Origin of the sequence: Arminella tubonensis, from assembly GCF_003240585.1 — a bacterium.
In the GTDB taxonomy this organism is placed as follows: Bacteria; Pseudomonadota; Alphaproteobacteria; order Rhizobiales; family Rhizobiaceae; genus Rhizobium; species Rhizobium tubonense.
Map to the genome: position 1 here is coordinate 107,987 of NZ_PCDP01000076.1, position 17,259 is coordinate 125,245.

Annotated in this window: 17 protein-coding genes; 14 read left to right on the top strand and 3 right to left on the bottom strand. The window is 53.6% G+C overall.

Translation table 11 applies throughout. The features are described from left to right. The first annotated feature begins 288 nt into the window (after positions 1-288). Positions 289-1,428 carry an alkene reductase gene (locus CPY51_RS30270; RefSeq protein ID WP_111164062.1) on the top strand — a complete coding sequence of 380 codons (1,140 nt, stop codon included), beginning with the start codon at positions 289-291 and terminating at the stop codon, positions 1,426-1,428. Positions 1,429-1,615: 187 nt separating this feature from the next. After that, the gene (locus tag CPY51_RS30275; RefSeq protein WP_146260203.1) at positions 1,616-2,518 is read left to right on the top strand and encodes a helix-turn-helix domain-containing protein; all 903 of its coding nucleotides are present in this window, start codon (positions 1,616-1,618) and stop codon (positions 2,516-2,518) included. A gap of 55 nt (positions 2,519-2,573) precedes the next feature. Here CPY51_RS30275 and moaA read toward each other — a convergent pair whose 3' ends face one another. The 3 genes from moaA to CPY51_RS30290 form a co-directional block, all read right to left on the bottom strand. Continuing rightward, the gene (moaA, locus tag CPY51_RS30280; protein ID WP_111164064.1) at positions 2,574-3,599 is read right to left on the bottom strand and encodes a GTP 3',8-cyclase MoaA; all 1,026 of its coding nucleotides are present in this window, start codon (positions 3,597-3,599) and stop codon (positions 2,574-2,576) included. A 74-nt stretch (positions 3,600-3,673) separates the two neighbouring features. Then, the gene (locus CPY51_RS30285; RefSeq protein WP_111164065.1) at positions 3,674-3,979 is read right to left on the bottom strand and encodes a UBP-type zinc finger domain-containing protein; all 306 of its coding nucleotides are present in this window, start codon (positions 3,977-3,979) and stop codon (positions 3,674-3,676) included. A gap of 207 nt (positions 3,980-4,186) precedes the next feature. Continuing rightward, on the bottom strand, positions 4,187-5,830 hold the full coding sequence (locus CPY51_RS30290) for a sensor histidine kinase (protein ID WP_111164066.1): 1,644 nt from the start codon (positions 5,828-5,830) through the stop codon (positions 4,187-4,189). 374 nt (positions 5,831-6,204) lie between these two features. Between CPY51_RS30290 and CPY51_RS30295 the strand changes: the two genes are divergently transcribed. The 12 genes from CPY51_RS30295 (at position 6,205) to CPY51_RS30350 (ending at position 17,202) form a co-directional block, all read left to right on the top strand. Next, positions 6,205-6,840, top strand: a complete 636-nt coding sequence (locus CPY51_RS30295) for a hypothetical protein (RefSeq protein ID WP_146260204.1) — start codon at positions 6,205-6,207, stop codon at positions 6,838-6,840. A gap of 267 nt (positions 6,841-7,107) precedes the next feature. Further along, positions 7,108-7,989 (top strand): helix-turn-helix domain-containing protein, encoded by an 882-nt coding sequence (locus CPY51_RS30300; protein WP_146260205.1) that lies wholly within the window; start codon positions 7,108-7,110, stop codon positions 7,987-7,989. Between the two features lie 12 nt (positions 7,990-8,001). Beyond that, the gene (locus CPY51_RS30305; protein ID WP_111164069.1) at positions 8,002-8,358 is read left to right on the top strand and encodes a hypothetical protein; all 357 of its coding nucleotides are present in this window, start codon (positions 8,002-8,004) and stop codon (positions 8,356-8,358) included. Between the two features lie 518 nt (positions 8,359-8,876). Then, positions 8,877-9,464: an alpha/beta hydrolase gene (locus tag CPY51_RS30310; protein ID WP_244598838.1), complete on the top strand. Its 588-nt coding sequence runs from the start codon at positions 8,877-8,879 to the stop codon at positions 9,462-9,464. Further along, entirely contained in the window at positions 9,451-10,350 is a 900-nt protein-coding gene (locus CPY51_RS30315; protein ID WP_195909656.1) for a heparin lyase I family protein, read from the top strand. The genes CPY51_RS30310 and CPY51_RS30315 overlap by 14 nt, the downstream gene beginning before the upstream one ends. Before the next feature lie 300 nt (positions 10,351-10,650). Continuing rightward, positions 10,651-11,457 (top strand): sulfite exporter TauE/SafE family protein, encoded by an 807-nt coding sequence (locus CPY51_RS30320; protein WP_111164071.1) that lies wholly within the window; start codon positions 10,651-10,653, stop codon positions 11,455-11,457. Between the two features lie 593 nt (positions 11,458-12,050). Beyond that, on the top strand, positions 12,051-12,566 hold the full coding sequence (locus CPY51_RS30325; RefSeq protein WP_111164072.1) for a Dps family protein: 516 nt from the start codon (positions 12,051-12,053) through the stop codon (positions 12,564-12,566). A gap of 65 nt (positions 12,567-12,631) precedes the next feature. Beyond that, the gene (locus tag CPY51_RS30330; protein ID WP_111164073.1) at positions 12,632-13,102 is read left to right on the top strand and encodes a DUF992 domain-containing protein; all 471 of its coding nucleotides are present in this window, start codon (positions 12,632-12,634) and stop codon (positions 13,100-13,102) included. Positions 13,103-13,191: 89 nt separating this feature from the next. After that, positions 13,192-14,289: an LLM class flavin-dependent oxidoreductase gene (locus CPY51_RS30335; protein WP_111164074.1), complete on the top strand. Its 1,098-nt coding sequence runs from the start codon at positions 13,192-13,194 to the stop codon at positions 14,287-14,289. A gap of 169 nt (positions 14,290-14,458) precedes the next feature. Continuing rightward, the gene (locus CPY51_RS34165; protein WP_420820764.1) at positions 14,459-14,944 is read left to right on the top strand and encodes a histidine kinase dimerization/phosphoacceptor domain -containing protein; all 486 of its coding nucleotides are present in this window, start codon (positions 14,459-14,461) and stop codon (positions 14,942-14,944) included. A 136-nt stretch (positions 14,945-15,080) separates the two neighbouring features. Continuing rightward, positions 15,081-16,568 carry an ATP-binding response regulator gene (locus CPY51_RS30345; RefSeq protein ID WP_111164076.1) on the top strand — a complete coding sequence of 496 codons (1,488 nt, stop codon included), beginning with the start codon at positions 15,081-15,083 and terminating at the stop codon, positions 16,566-16,568. Next, on the top strand, positions 16,558-17,202 hold the full coding sequence (locus CPY51_RS30350; protein ID WP_111164077.1) for a response regulator transcription factor: 645 nt from the start codon (positions 16,558-16,560) through the stop codon (positions 17,200-17,202). The genes CPY51_RS30345 and CPY51_RS30350 overlap by 11 nt, the downstream gene beginning before the upstream one ends. The last annotated feature ends 57 nt before the right edge of the window (positions 17,203-17,259 follow it).

Sequence of the window (17,259 nt, forward strand, 5' to 3'; positions counted from 1 at the left end):
GCGTAGTTGTAGCAAAGGTACATCGCTGTTTTCACGGCGAAATATCCACGCACAGGTAAAAAATACAAGATCGACCCGGCTCCAAACAATACTCTCGGACATGATCGGCTTCCATGCGACCAGCCGAAAAACCGCGTCATGCTCACTCCAAGGTTAGCAAGTCGTGGGGGTCTGGGGATCCATGGGTCCTGGTCTTAGCTGACCGACATCCTCGCCGCCGATCGCCTCTGCGGCGTCCGAGTGACCGACGTGCAAACATGCCCAGCGTGATGGGCGAAGGAAAGCAATATGGAAACGAATCTGTTTAGTCCCTTGGAATTGGCGGGCATAAATCTGCCAACTCGTATCGTGATGGCACCGCTTACGCGCTCTCGAGCTGCCCAGCCAGGTAATGTGCCCAGTGCGTTGAACGTTGAATACTATCGTCAACGTGCCAGTGCCGCATTGATAATCACCGAAGCCACCCAAATATCTCAGCAGGGGCAAGGCTACGCGTGGACACCCGGAATATACACGCCGGAACAAATTGCCGGATGGTCAGCCGTCAGTGAAGCGGTTCACCTGGAGGGTGGAAGAATATTCCTTCAGCTTTGGCACGTGGGCCGCGTCTCGCACCCGAGCTTCCAGCCGAATGGGGGATTGCCGGTGGCTCCGACCGCGATGCCTGTCCCGGGAAAAACATTTATAGTGGACGAGAACGGGCAAGGAATCTGGACGGACGTTCCAGTACCACAAGAACTCACTGTCGAAGCCATTCAGCAGATCATCGCCGATTATGTTAAGGCGGCACGCAATGCGATAGAGGCTGGCATGGACGGTGTGGAAATACACGCTGGCAACGGCTACCTGCTGGATCAGTTCATCAACAGCCACAGCAATCATCGTCGCGATGATTATGGTGGTTCGATTCAGAGCCGGGCTCGCTTTCTTCTGGAAGTAACCGACGCCATCTCTGCGGCTATAGGATCGCGCAGAGTGGGCGTTCGGCTCACTCCCATGGGCCGGTTCATGGGGATGGGAGACGAGACACCTGAACAAACATTCGGCTATATAGCTGAGGAGCTCGATAAACGTCATCTCGCCTACTTGCACCTGGTCGAGCCAGAAATTATTGGCACCGTCTTGGATGAAAATTTTGATCCCCGGTGGGGAGCGATCATGAAGCTCCTAAGGGATCGGTTCAAAGGCACAATGATACTCGCCGGAGGCTATGACTACCACAAGGCGGAAGCCGCCATTGCCGCGGGGCGAGGGGACCTCATTGCTTTCGGCAGGCCTTTTATTTCGAATCCCGATCTGCCCGAACGCCTGAGAACCGGTTCGCCTCTGAACGCACCAGACGTCTCGACATTTTTCGGTGGAGACTTCCAAGGTTACACTGACTATCCATCCTTTTCTCCAGTCAAGGGCGTACTTAGCGATGATTGATATCGAAAGGCTAAACGGGCAGTGCTAAGAGAATTCTGACGCTCAGTACAAAGTTCGACGACGACAAAATCAGATCAATGAATTCAAATCACAATAGCTAGTCATCGGTGAGCAATGGCGAACCGGGGATGGGTGATATAGTGTTCCAACCTTTACCAAAATCGACACTCCTGATGAGGGGCGCGGTGTGACCGTTAACAATGAAGAGCCGAACCTATCAATTGAACGAGACCGATTTGGTTGCTCCGTCTCGGATCTGCATAACTCTGCTTCAATTTCAGGCGGTCAAATAAGATTTCATCACATGATGTCAGCCTCATCAGGCACCAGGCAAATTGTTGCATCGCCCACCGGTGGTGGTTTTCTTATAGGCATTTCCATGGCCGGAGCTCACAAGCGGCGGATTTTCAGCGAGCATCACACAACTGAATACGAATTTGCGGAAAATTCGATGTATATTCGTGATCAATCCGAGGCTTATAAGGCCGACGCGAGTGGAAGCTTTAACTTCGTTCTAATGGAACTACCCCTTCCTGCGTTCGATCAAATTGCCGACGGTTTAGAAATTCCCAGGACGACGAGCCTGTCGCAAGTGACAGCGTTGCCGGACCCCGCGCTGGGGGGACTTGTGCGGGCATTATTTTCTACCGCGGGCGACCAGATTCAGAAGAGCTTCCTGTTTGTCGACCAGCTATCGGTAGCAATCGGCATGCACCTCCTGCGCAATTATGGCAACGGCCATCCCGCCACCGAGCTCAAGAGGCGGCCGCTGTCGCCAAAATATGAAGCGGTTGCGAAGGAAATGCTGTTAACCAGGCTAACGGGCGACATATCTATCGGCGAAGTTGCGTCGGAATGTCGTCTTCCCTTAGCGACGTTTCTGCAAGCTTTTCGCGACACAACAGGAAAGACGCCAAACCAGTGGTTGATGCTGCAGAGAATTGAGAAGGCGCGGCATTTGCTTCGCGACTCCCACATTTCATTAAGCGAAATCGCGAGGCTATGCGGATTTGCTGATCAAAGTCACTTCTCCCGCGCGTTTTCCGCGGCAACCGGCACCACCCCAAGCCACTGGCGTCGGAGTGTTTAGCTGTCATCGATGCTGGGGTTTGCCAACCGTCCTGAAATGATCGGTTTTGGGGCGGCTATCCGCCGGTTGCACTCATGTGACGGGCGATAATCGACCGATTGTGTGAACGATCAATGATGAAATCATGACCCCGTGGCTTGCGTAAGATGGCGTCGTCAATCGCGGAATTTAATGTGATGTCGTCGAGCGATGAGCGAAGGGATTTTCGTAGATCCGCCGCGTCATTTTGTCCAAGGCACATGAAAAGCTTTCCAGCACAGCTTAATCTAACGCGGTTACAGCTTTCGCAGAAATTATGCGTCATCGGCGTAATGAACCCAAGTCGACCGGCTGTCTCCGATACCCGGAAATACCGCGCCGGTCCACCTGTCTTGTGGGCGATCTCTGTGAGCGTAAATTGCTTTTCCAGATCTGCCCGCAGCTTTGAAAGTGGCAGATACTGACTGGTGCGGTCGTCATCCACGTCACCCATTGGCATGGTCTCTATGACTGTCAGATCCATGTTTCTCGCATGAGCATATCGGAGCATATCGGGAATTTCGTCCTCATTGTCATTCTTCAACGCAACGACATTGAGTTTGACTGAAAGACCTGCGTCTTGTGCAGCCTCGATGCCCCTCATGACCTTATCAAAATCGCCCCAGCGCGTGATTCTGCGGAATTTTTCCGGGTCGAGTGTGTCAAGTGAGACATTGATCCGGCGAACGCCACATTCATAAAGTTCGTTGGCATAGCGAGAGAGCTGCGATCCGTTTGTCGTCATCGTCACCTCGTCGAGCCCGTTGCCGATCTTGCTACCCAGCTCGCGGACAAGCACCATGATGTCCTTCCGCACAAGCGGCTCGCCGCCAGTCAGACGGATCCGCCGCACGCCCTTTTGAATGAAGGCGAAGCACAGACGTCTCAATTCGTCGAGCGTAAGCAAATCCTTGCTCGGCAGAAAGGTCATTTTCTCTGGCATGCAGTAGCGACAGCGGAAATCACAGCGGTCCGTAACAGACACACGGAGATAGCTCACAAACCTCCCAAATGGGTCGATCATTGGCGCTGCCTGACTATCTTGCTCTCCTTCGACAACCATAGTGATCCTTGCCTTCTACGATGATTTGGTGACCTAAAGCAGTCGTAAGTTTCGAATTTGCATGCCGTTATTTGCTAATAGTATCGAGGGATAGGGCCGACTTGTTTGGTTTGGTTGGGGAGGTCAATCATAGTCTCGTCGACGTAGCACCAACCCCATCCCTCTGGGGGATCATATCCTTCAATGATCGGATGACGGGTTTTGTGAAAATGGGATGTTGCGTGCTTTCCAATGGATTGATCACAGCATCCCACGTGCCCGCACTCCCTGCAGAGCCGCAAATGAAACCATTCCTGGCCAATTGCGAGGCACTCTTCACACCCCTTGGCGCTTGGATGTACGGATCGGATGGTGCTGACATGGCTGCATTGGTAGGTCATGAGCGTCCTTGCTTGGCGCTCTTAAAGAAACGAGACGCCATTATGTTGCCGCATAGGATAGACAGCAACAGAGCGCCAGTCCGCAACTATACGAAGGTGTTGCACGGCCAGGTCACGTCCAGTCGCACGAAGTCCAAGCGTTCATGCAACATCAATCTTCAGCGCCGACTCTAAAAGACCCGCTTGAGGGAGCGCAGAGATGCGTGCTCAAGAATCACGTACTTCTTCGTAGTTTGCCTTGTTTGCGTTTTCGTTTGGGATGCCTTCAATCGGTATCAATATCTCAAAGACTGCGCCGCATTCGGGATGATTTGCGGCAGTAAGCTGTCCTCCCCGGGCCTCCATGATGCTGCGACATAGAGATAGTCCTAAACCCATGCCGGTGGGCTTCGTGGTATGGAACGCATCAAAAATCTTTTCCATTGGCTCTTCCCTTATCCCGGGTCCAAAATCGCGAACACTCACGTTGACGAAGCGGTCGTCTTGATGATCAAGTGTAATGATCAGTCTTTTCAACGGGCTATGCGACATCGCTTGACGCGCATTGGTAATCAGGTTGATCAAGACTTGCTGAAGTTCGATGTGAACGGCTTTGACCCAACAGCCAGATGTCCTGTCTTGAATGACAATCTCGATGTCGTCCTGAAGAAGGTCATGCTCCAAGAGAATCTGAGTGTCTTTGATAAGGCGGGAGAGTTCGACGGGTTGGAGTAAAGGGGCCTTATTCAAAAGCATCATTCGAGTGTTTTTGACAATCAGACTTGCGCGTTCTCCATTTTGGACGAGCCTTTCGGCTGCTCGCTTGACAGCATCCAGCTGCGGAGGGGTGTGGGCAAGCCACCGCAACAGGATTTGGGCATTCAGGATTATGGCCCCCAAGGGCTGGCTTAATTCGTGCGAGAGAGAAGCTGATAGCACTCCCACGGTTGCCGCCCGGGATGCCTGGAAAAGTTCAGTTCTCGTTTCCAAAAGCGAGCTTTTGAATGATCCGCATTCGGCGATTTCGGCGATGTCCATCACAACCCTTTTGAAGCCTTTAGGGGTTTCCGGAAAGCAAATGCGGAACACCGCGGGCTTTGCCTCTCCCACAGCGGTCAGGAGTGTGCCATTGCATTCAAAGCGAGTTAAACCAGAGAAAATGGCGTTCAAGATTTCAACAAAGGTCTCCTCGTCTTCTCGGGCCTGTTGGTGAAAGGGCTCGGAATGGGATCGCTCTCCGGAGACAGCGAGCGCCTCTCGGTTCGCGGCCGTCCTGCGTGCGCAATTTCGGTATTCTCGCAAAATGCTTGGATCGCTTCTCAGGTAAGCCCTCAAATCGGAAAGTCCATCGACTTCCAGTTCGTGTAGCCTCTGCTTCAGAACGGAATAGTCGTATTCCCAAAGCGCCGTACGGCTGTCACTGAATATTGCCTTATACCTCCCCTCGCTTCTCAAGAGATCGGAAGAGCATTCAACAAGCGCCTCTCGAGCTCCTGCATTCCTGACGAGTAGCCACAAGACAGATGTGAGAGCAGACAGGGACACACCTAAACTAGTGAGCTCTGCGATAGCGCCCATGGATCCATACGAATAGCATTTTGAGATGATGGCCAACGAAGCGCACACTAGCCCGCTCAAGATAATACGCCGGTTGCTCGCTGCCTCGTTGAACAGCGCCAAGACTGCGGCGTAGAGGACTGCGATGGGAACGGTGCTATGGATAAAGGTGTCAGCGAAAAACACGGCGACGCCCAACATTACCGCTGAGCCTCTAATTGCAAGCAAATATGATGGCCGTGTGGAGGTTGGCGTGACTGTTGCGCACATGACATCGCCGTCGAACGGCTGCTGTAGCGGAATGTTCAGAGTCATGCGGAAGCAACCCTAATTGGCATCACATGTCGGATTGCGAGTCGTCGTTCGAAACCATCGAGAAACCTCTAGTTGAAGGCGATAGTCTGCTATTGAACGAATTGCTTTCGTTTTGAATAATCCTAAAAATCAGAGGCTGAAGATGGTCAACTCAGCCGAATTGACCGTCAATAGTTGCAAAAGACAGTATTTCCGTTCAAGAAACCGAAGTGATTCGGGAGCATAGAGACAGCAGCAATTTCAGCTCCGGTATGACATCTGATTGCCGCGGTTTTGTATTTGCGCTTCGTTGAGACCTTGCTTAAATTGTTGTCGAAATTGGAAGTTGCTCAATGGCGCTCATTCGTCTTTGAGGGCGCTGCTGGGAGGCTGCTTTGAATACATCGATGGTAGGTAGTGACAGCGTTGGTTCCTATTTTGGATTACCGAATGCTGCCTGTTTTAGTTTTTCTCCGATCTCCGTCGCGCGTTTCTCCGTCACAAGGCTCAAGAAGGCGGCCTCAATCGATCAGACCTTTACGGTGAAGATTCCGCCGCAAAGCGCCTATTTCCTCATGCTCTATCTGCAGGACACCTATCACTGCGATATTGACCAGTTCGGTTCGCGAACGCCGGTCCGCTACTACCCAAAGGGGTCGATCTGTCTGGTTGATATTGCGGTCGGCGCATCAATCTGCCTGCATGCCGACCTGGACGCGCTCGCGTTTCGGTTGCCACGCGCCCTCTTTAACGAGCTCACAAGGTTAGGAAATGAGGCGCAGCTTGATGAACTACAATGCAAACGCGGACATAGCGACTCGGTCATCAGCAACCTCGGAGTTGCGTTGCTGCAGTTCTTTGAGACAACCTCATCGGATGCCACTTCACCTGATGCATGTCGGCACATTGCGTTGGCTGTTTGCGCCCACCTTATTCATTGCTATGGCAATACTCCGCTTCGCTCAGCAGACCAAATCGGAGTCTTTGACCTCGTTGGCGGAAATAACGGCAGCTTTCCGAACAGCGACTAGCGAGCATCCCACGGCGTAAAATTGTCGATCTCCGTCTTTCAAGCGCAGCCAAACTGGCCGCTGGCGATTGGTGATAGGCGCAACGGCTTCATATCCGACCAGCTAAATCGGCCGAGTGTGTCGGATAGAGAGTAAAGTCCTGCTGAACTCACGCAATTTATCGCTTGATCAATAAGTTCATTTGTTGCACACTGCGGTGGTTGTGGGTTTTCAAAATAGCAATTGGGGCGGCGCAATGGTCTGCCTTAAAAGCGTTTGGGAGGCAAAGTGACTTATCACTCACGGGCGGCGACTACCGACATTATCTCACCAAGAAAAACGTCGATCATGCTCGACAACGTGGTGATAACTCGGCTAACTTCTGATCATCAGGATGGTTTGCCAGGCTCTACCATTCCTCTTGCGAATGGGTTTAGCATCACCACGCAACTTGAAGACCTCCGGTTGTTCCAGATTTGGCGTGGAGCCGAGCTAGCTTTTGAAGGCAGTCACGGCAAGGGCTCGTTGATGATCGCCGATCTTCGCGAGGACTGGGAATGTAAGAACCTTTCCCCATTCGATAGCGTTCATTTTACAGTGCCATTGCCGCATTTGGAGTCTTTTGCCAGAGAGTCCGGGCGGGCTAATTTTGAAGGTCTGACTTGTCCTTGCGACGTAGTCGACAATGTGGTTCTGGGGCTGGCTCAGGCTTTGTTACCGGCGCTCCAAAATCCCGAGAAGTCAAGTAAGCTTTTCTTGGAGCAAATTGTCCTCGCGCTTCTGACGCACCTAATGCAGACTTATGGCGGCGTGTATTTTCCGACGCGGAAAAAAGGTTTGCTTGCTCCGTGGCAGCAACGCTGCTCGACGGAACTGCTAGCGACCCACATGGAATCCCAAGTCTCCATATCGGAGTTGGCACAGGCATGTGAATTGTCGCGAAGCTACTTCGTCAAGGCCTTCAAAGAGACATTTGGACGGACCCCGCATCGCTGGCTACTAGAACATCGAATATCGTGCGCCAAAGACCTTCTGCGGACGAATGCACCAATTGTTGAGGTCGCCATAAGCTGCGGTTTCGCCGATCAAAGCCATTTGACCAGAGTGTTTTCCGATTTCACCGGAGTATCACCAGGAACCTGGCGTCGCCGACACAATGGGCGCTCGTAGCGGCATTGCGATGTGATCGCGAAATTTGGATACGTGGCCGAAGATGGGGTGATTGCCATCGAGCCTTCTCGGGTCTCCTGGCGTTGGGGCCGTTACTGCATTTACCGTCTGCACCACCAATTCGGCCCACGTCGAATGATCTCGGGTTGCCGCGCACATTTTGGACTCACGCTGAAAAAATTGCGTCCGGCGAACCTCCAGAATGACGCTATCTCCCAAGTGCGGGACGTTGCGATGCGGGCGATGCGTTACCAAGTTGGCCTTGTCGACAAGAGCGAGCTTCGCGGGCTTCAAATCGCCTCCACTCTGGAAAGCACCATCAGCGAAGTCCAAAGTTGCGCAACGCGCGGCCTCCGGAAGATCATTTAGATGTCGGCAGATGACGTGAAAATGGGCATGGAAGGCGTGCTGGCAACCGGCTGCACCAACATTCCTACCAATGAATGTCCTGCTAGATAAGACCGAACCAATGGAGTGCAGACGAGCAGTCCATGGCGAACGGGCCGACGTACCGCTGAGTCTGGGCATACCTATACCTTGATCTGGTTTCGCCCCGATCGAGGTTGGCCTAACCTCCTCATCGCCGATGTCGTCGGCACAACAGACAAGCTAAAGCCACAGCATGCAATTTTTGAACGGCCGTCGCTACGCCGAACGATGCCGCGTGCCAAGAAGATTTGCATGATTTTGTAATGCTAAACTCGATTCAAATCGGATCGGCGACAGCCTTTCGAAAGCAGCAACAAAGGAACCTTGATCATGCGATACGTGACTGCATGTTTGGCTCTTGCCGCACTCCTTCCACTCACGTCACTGGCCAACCGCGCCGCCGCTGAGCCCGTTGAAAACTTCGTTCCTGTGCACGGCCCGTGGGTCGGCGGTCCCCGATGGAAGGCGATCTTTCGGCTCCAGACGGAGGAAGGGTTCCACGTTTCTATGGTGCAGGAACCCGAGAGTTCCTTCACCCACTACGTGGCTGCAACCAAGCGCGTTCTAGACATGCAGGACGACCCACGCTCCTGGTCGGCCAAAGTTATGGAGGCTCCATTGTGACGGAAGCCGGTGTCTATCCATCCGTGGTTGGTTTGGTCAACGTCGCCGCCCACGCGCCGGATGTCGGAGAAGACGAGGGATCGATCGGCAAGAAGACACCCAGCGTGCTCGCCAAGACCCCGGGCGCGATCAAGGAGACGCCTGATGGTTACACCTACCTGGACCCGGAGCAGTTTCCCAAGTTGTTCGTTCCTGATCTGCCCCGCGAACAGGCACTCTTCGGCGCACACTCCCGGGTCCTTGCTTCAGCCGAAGTATTCACCCCACCACTGATGGCGACCGCGTGGAAGACCAAGCTCAGCCGGGTCATCGTCGCCGCTAACGACACGATCATCAAGCCTGACCTTGAGCGGCGGTACTACAAATACGCCAAGAGCCAATGGCAAAGGCATTCACCAGGGGGATATCTTGAAAACGTCTAGCGCTCTCGCTGCAGCAACTCTGCGCCTCGAACCTCATCCTGGTTCGAGGATCGATCCAACGCTCGCCGCTCCGGCGACGGGCAATTATAGTTTCGCCGACGATTTTGAGGGTGGCAACTTTTCCCTGTGGAATACGGACCGACTAAAAGGTCCATGGTCGGCTACTTTGGTGCCCTCACCAGGCCGAAGTGGGTCTACGGCCGCCCGCTTTGAACTACGTCCCGGCGATTTCCTTCACGATGGGTATCGCTCCGAACTCAAGGAGAAATTCTATCCGGTGCTCGAGAGCGTGCAACACTACGAGATCACTTCAATGATATCACCGGACTATCCGCTGGACGAAGGCTCGGTAAGTTTGATTCACCAATGGCACAACGTTCAGGACGAAACCAAGCCCGTCGGCTTCCAGTATGCGCGTGAACCCGTGTTTGCGAGCTACTATCGCTGTGGTTCACTGGAAGTTTATATCAAGGTTCTGAAAGACCCGAGCCAGTATGGCTCGCCTGCAGAATTCATCGAAGCCAACTACCGCGCTAACGATCAGACGGATAGAGGTGATCTAGTCGGACGCATTCCGGATTTCAGGCAAGGCGTCTGGCACGACTTCGTTTACCAAGCAAAGTACTCGCTCACCGATGGTTGGTTGAAGGGCTGGATCGACGGAGTGCCGTTTGTCGATTACACGGGTCCGCTGGGCTATTATGACGAGCCCACCGGTCCGTATCTGAAGATCGGCATCTACTGTAAGCAAGAACCGCGCAAGCCGCATATCATCTTCCACGACCGCTATCAGCACCAGCAGCTTGCGCCGGGAAAGAGTTTTTCACCAAACGCCAGCGGCAAGGTCAGTGTGGTCGGCCCCCGACGTTCAATTTTTGTCGGATGAGGCATTTACCCTGGTGCAGACAACGCTGGTTGCCTGCCCCGCAACCAAATAATTCAAAAGCCCGCAGCTCGAAAGGTCCGCGGGCTTTCTTGCGTCCGGATGAGTGGGAGGCCCGACGTGCGTCGGCTGATGATGCAAGGCCTGAACAACCAACCGATCAAGCGTCACCGGCCGTCTTGCGATCGCCCTTACGGTTGCTTGACGATCCAGCGTTAGCTTTTGCCATCCACAGTGCCTCCCGGTGCGCTGGTCAGCATCGACTTCTATCGGCCCCGAAATATTTGTGCATACATATCGGCCATGAGTGACGCTGCCAACACATCGACCATCCGCAATCCTCCGGCCGCGTTCGGCGCGGGAGCAATCATTGGCGCTCTCGGAGGCTTGATCGGCCTGGGAGGGGCGGAGTTCCGCCTTCCACTGCTGATCGGTGTTTTTAACTTTGCAGCTCTGGAAGCCGTTATCCTCAACAAGGCTATGAGCCTCGTCGTCGTCGCGACTGCACTGCCATTCCGCGCCGCAACCATTTCCTTTGGCACTCTTGCCGACAACTGGGCAATCGTCGTTAACCTGCTCGCCGGAAGCCTACTCGGTGCGTGGTTTGGTGCTGGCTGGGCAACGCGTCTCAAATCGGAGACTCTCTACAAAGTTATCGCGGTCGTGCTCGTTGCAATCGCCGTCGTGCTGCTTCTCGGGCATAACGCGACTGCAGGACAGCCATTGTTGGCGGGATTGGCGCAACTCGTCGCGGGCGTGGTCGCGGGCTTCATCATTGGCATCGTGGCCGCGTTACTTGGCGTGGCGGGTGGGGAATTGTTAATTCCAACCTTGGTGCTTTTGTTTGGTGCCGACATCAAACTTGCGGGAAGCCTGTCCCTCGCGATTAGTCTGCCTACAATGCTGGTCGGCTTCACCCGCTACAGCCGCGATCAGAGCTTTTCCGTGCTGGGGCGCAACAAGGCATTCCTTCTCGTGATGGCGGCCGGATCAGCTGTCGGGACGTTTATCGGCGGCTTGCTTCTCGACCTTGTCCCGAACGGGGTCCTCCTACCTGCGCTGGCCATGATTTTGCTGATCTCGGCGGTGAAGGTTTGGCGACACTCGTGAGTTGGGTGAGGTCTTGAATAACGGTTGCAGGACCCGTCACAATCAGAGCAGTTTGCCCCGGTGTGTATGCCCCAAGGGTCGATCAAAGATAAAGGGCCGCTCCCTCGGACAAAGGAGCGGCCTTAGCGGACCATGAAGATCCGCCACTTCGGCGGAGGGTAGGGCACCGAAGCTATGTAGCATGAAGATGCTCGCCTCACGCAGCGAGGCGATTGGATAAAACTACAGCTCGCGAGTCTCGTTTGTAACTATACTTAAGTGTCACCCTTACTAGACAACGATTGAATTCTCACGCGGTCGGCCTGCCACTATCCTTCATCGCAGTGAAACTGAATGGAGCGCCGAATTATGCGAACGATAAAAATCGGACTGATCGCTGCAACAGCCTTCGCAATTCGAATTTTGAAAAACGCAACGAACCAATCACGTTCGATTGCGTACGCCTGCTCTATGACGTGCTCGGTGCCAGTGCCCGTAAGGGTGCCAATCCGCGTTTCCCGCCGATTTTAAACTCCACCTCACCTGGAATTTTGACAAATCACCTTGAAAAAATTCGGGCGGATCCGCCTGAACTTTAATAAACGGAGAACCTGATGACGAATACGTCGCCCACCTTTCGACAATCGCAATTGGCCACACCGACAGACTTGGAAACCAATGCCACCAGAGACATTGCCGCAGCGCTCACCGCGCTACTGGCAGACACATTTGCGCTGTATCTGAAAACGAAGAACTTTCACTGGCACATGTCAGGGCCGCATTTTCGCGACTATCATCTCATGCTCGACGATCAGGGAGCACAAATCTTTGCTACCACTGACGACATCGCTGAACGCGCTCGCAAGATCGGGGGCACAACATTGCGTTCCATCGGCCATATTAGCCGCCTGCAGCGTCTGCTGGATAACGATGCCGAATACGTAACGCCAATGGACATGCTCGCGGAGCTCAGGGACGACAACAAACAGCTGGTCGCCATCCTCCGGGAGGTCCACGAGCTTGCGTCTAGCTACAATGACTACGCCACGACCAGTGTTATTGAGGTTTGGATCGACGAAGCCGAACGCCGTACGTGGTTTCTTTTCGAGGCTTCGCGACGTTCCGAGTAAGGCCTGAACTCGGGCCGCCTCTCATCACTTTAAGAATACCGCACTTGTCCAAAAGGAATTCCAGAATGCGTAAGCTTCTTATACTCACCACGTTTTCGATCGTCGCTCTGATGGGCCTCCGCAACGCTGATGCTGCTCGTAGTGAGGTCGGCACCCTAAATTGCGACATATCTGCAGGTCTGGGTGTGATCATCGGAGCAAAGCAGGATGTCAGTTGTATATTCAAGCCGTCGGCTGGCGGCGCTTCCGAACGTTACGTCGGCAATATCACCGAGTTCGGATTGGACTTGGGGGAAGTCGACAAGGGAAAAATGACGTGGCTTGTCTACACGGCCACTGATCGGAATAAGGACGCATTAACGGGCTCGTATCGAGGCGCGACGGCAGAGGCCAGCCTTGGGCTTGGGGCTGGCGTGAATATCCTGGTGGGCGGCAATGACAATAGTTTGTCCCTGCAGCCGCTTTCGATACAAGGCGAGGAAGGCGTAAATCTGGCCATTGGTGTCGCCGCACTCACGCTTCGTCCCGCAGCTTAGTCATTGTCTGCTTGAGCCGACTGTAGCGGTGACCCAGTTCATTTTGCGGGGTCACTGCACCCGGTTCTGCCGTTCGAAGGATAATCGACATGGAGTTCGGGTTATTTACATTCGCCGAGCTATCCGCTGACCCGTTGACGGGGATAACCACATCGGCAGGGGTACGGTTGCAGGAACTTCTGGAGCAGGTCAGGCTGGCGGACGAAGTTGGTCTGGATGTGTTCGGTATCGGCGAGCATCATCGGTCTGATTTTGCGATCTCCTCACCCGCCGTCGTACTGGCAGCCGCGGCAGCTTTGACAAAAAGAATTAAGCTCACCAGCGCCGCAACCGTTCTCGGTTCAGACGACCCTGTGCGCGTATATGAACAGTTTGCGCTTCTTGACCTCGTCTCCAAGGGACGAGCGGAGATCATGGTTGGTAGAGGTACCTTTATCGAGTCATTTAGGCTTTTTGGTCCGGATCTCATAAATTACGAGGGATCATTTTCCGAAAAGCTCGATCTCCTCTTGCAGATCAGGGCAAAAAAGCAAGTTAGTTGGTCCGGGCGTCATCGGCATGACATCAACGATCTTGGAGTGTATCCGCGATCCGAGAAGCCAATACCGGTTTGGTTGGCGGCAGGCGGTTGTCCTCAGTCAGCCTTCAGAGCGGGTAGCCTTGGCCTCCCGCTCGCGCTAGCGGTTTTTAACGGTCGATCAAGCGACTATACCTATTTTGTCGAACGATATAAAGACGCTGGCTCGTCCTTCGGTTTCGAAAGCGCCAGGCTTGCCGTCAGCGTTAATTCCCATGGGTTTATCGGCGATAGCGAGTCAACGGCCACAGAGGCCTTCTTCCCTTACTATGCGCAGTGGATGAATCGTGATCGTCGCCACCGAGGATTAGACGAGTTCACGCTGGGGGAATTTGACCGGCTGGCTGAACTCAAAAACCCGCTGGTATTCGGAACCCCGGAACAGGTTGTCGACAAGATCCTTTATCAGCATGACCTCTTTGGCCATAAGCGCTTTCTCATGCAGATGAGCCTTGGTGCCATTCCCCATAGAGCTGTAATGCGCTCCATCGAGCTTCTGGGCACCAGAGTGGCGCCCAGTGTCCGTAAAGCCCTAAGGCAAACCACGGCAGTATCGATGCTAGGCAATGTTCTGGTCGATGAAGAAGAAATTCTCGTTTCCGCCGCATGAGGCGATCTTACTGCTGAAAATCAATGGTATCACTGGGCCCTCCGGATGAGCATTGCAACGCCCTCTGCCGTCTAACAACAATAACTGATGGACCGATCGAGATCGGGCCAAAATTAGCTCCCTGATTTCGGATTATGGCGTGATCAGGGGCGCGACAAGCTTGAGGGATGTGGCCGACCAGAGCGTCCAACTTGTCCATATTAATGGCGAATTCGACCTCTTTCCCGAGAGGCCGAGAAGTTCCTCGGTTGCCGTTCTCCTGTTGCTCCCTGCAAACAACGCGGACAAAGCCTCGGCCATTAACAAAAAGGATACGGAACTGTGGTCGTTCTTGCTTTGGACACTAGCTCTGCGGCTACCGCACTTGAGTTCGGCGGGTCGGATCAGCGATCCAAAGGTTGCCGAGCTTTTCGCAGAGAGTCGCAACCGTGTCCGATCAATGGCGTTGGTTCACGAGAATCTTTACCGCGCCGGTGCGTTTGCGCGGATTTGCTTGGGGAACCACATTCACACGCTTTGTGAGCATCTACTAAGAGCGTACGCAACAAGCGAGCAAAAGATCTCTGTCGAGGTTAGAATCCTCAACGTCGATATGGATCTGGACGGCGCTGTATCGTGTGGCGTCATTGTAAATGAGTTTGCCCGACACGTCTGAAAATATTGATACTTTAGGTCTTCAGCCTGTTCGCGATTTGGTTGATCAGCTGTGAGGGAATCTTGAGATTTCTGTCAACGAAGGAAGCCAGTACAATGCCCTATTCTAGATCCAGACGTTTGGAGAACAAGTGTCAATGACTTCAACGTCTGTTCTTGTGGTCGAAGATGACAGCGTCGTCTCCCGCGCCATCCAACAGCAGCTGCAGCGGATTGGTTACACGATTGCGGGCACGGCCACGAGCGGGGAGGAGGCCGTGGAATTAGCAACGAAACGCAAGCCTAATATTGTGCTGATGGACATCCGGCTTGAGGGAACATTAGATGGAATTGAGGCGGCAGATATCATACGAGAGCGGTGGCGGATCCCAGTCGTATTTCTCACGGCTTATGCCGACAACGAGACCATCAGCCGTGCCAACCACGCCGAACCGTTTGGTTTTCTACCTAAGCCTTTTGAAGAACTGCAGCTCCGAACCTCGATCGAAATGGCACTCTACAAGCATTCGGTGGAAAAGCGATTGTTCGAGAGTGAGCGGCGGTATGCAACGACGCTGGCGAGCATAGGGGATGCCGTAATTGCGACCGACGCTCTGGGGCAGATCACTTTTATGAATCCTGTTGCGGAGACGCTGACAAGGTGGTCGATGGGAGACGCAAACGGCAAGGCTGTGACGGCCGTTTTTAAAATAGTAAATGAAGACAGTCGACAGCCTGTTGAAGACCCGGTCGCGAAAGTTCTTAGGTTGGGGACAATCGTTGGCCTCGCAAATCACACGCTGTTAATTGCCAAGGACGGAACCGAAATCCCCATAGATGATTCGGGAGCGCCCATTGTCGATGATGAGGGTGAAATCACCGGCGCCGTATTGGTCTTTCGGGATGTTGTCCACCGGAGGCATATGGATGAGGCCTTACGCCAAGCACAGGCAGACCTGGCGCTCGTTGCTCGGCTCACTCGGTTGGGCGAATTAGCGGCGTCCATAGCGCACGAGGTTACACAGCCGCTCACTGCCATAGTTTCCAACGCCGAGACGTGTCTAATGTTTCTCGCGCAGGCCAAAGAAGCTGCCGTTCGAATGGCTGAAAATAGTCACCGGGCGGGAGACGTCGTCAAGAGCATTCGGGGCTTGGCAACCCAATCTAGTGGTAAGATCACGCTGGTCGACGTTAACCGAGTAGTACACGAAGTTGTAGAACTACTTCGTGGCGACATCAGGCGACATTCGGCTGCCATCGAAGTGAATTTGTCGCCTGAACTATCCAAGGTCGCTGGCGACCGAGTTCGACTGCAGCAAGTGGTGTGCAACTTGCTAATGAACGCCCTTGAAGCGCTGGAGGGTGTACCTGTCGACAATCGTAAAATAGTCATAGGCTCAGCGCCGGAGGGTAATGACGGAAGATTGATTTGGGTGGCGGATAATGGTGTTGGGCTCGGTCTTCTTGATACAGAGAAGCTTTTTGAGGCGATGTTTACGACCAAAAGAGGAGGCATGGGATTGGGGTTATCTATATGCCGATCGATTGTAGAAGCTCATGGCGGAAGAATCTGGGCGTCGTCCGCTGAAGGCGGGAATGGCGCAATTTTTAGGTTTACGGTACCGAGATCAGAGAATGAAGATTAGTCTGTCCGACAGAACGCGTGATCAGACGAAGAATGTCCTTATCGTTGACGATGATGACGATATCCGTGTCGCACTTGAGGTTTTACTTTCGTCATTGGGGTTCAATGTCAACTCCTATCCGACAGTTGAGGAACTCATCGCGAATGCTGATCTGAGCGGACCGGGCTGTCTCGTTCTAGACGTACGGTTACCTGGTCAGAGCGGCATCGCTTTTCAGAACCATCTCTTGAAGATCGGCTGTCAATTGCCGATCATTTTTGTAAGCGGGCATGCTGATATCCCGATGGCAGTTCGCGCCATACAGGCTGGCGCAGTTGAGTTCCTGACAAAGCCGATTCGGCCACAAGATCTAATCGACGCCATTCAGCTAGGCCTACAGCGCGACAGTGAGAGGCGTTCGCGAGACGCAGCAGGCGCTAAAACAATACAGCTATTTGAAAAGCTCACTCCGCGAGAAAAGGACGTGATGATGTTGATCGTAGCGGGGCACGGAAACAAACAAGTCGCACACCTTCTCGGCATAAGCGAACCGACTGTGAAGGCTCATCGTGGCCAGGTAATGCGGAAGATGTACGTCCAGACCTTGCCAGATCTTGTTCGTCTTGCCGCCGAAGTCGAAGATCTCTCCAAATAGCGACATCGTTTCTACCCCCGCCAATGGTAGGGGGTCGTCCTACAACAGTTCAATAGA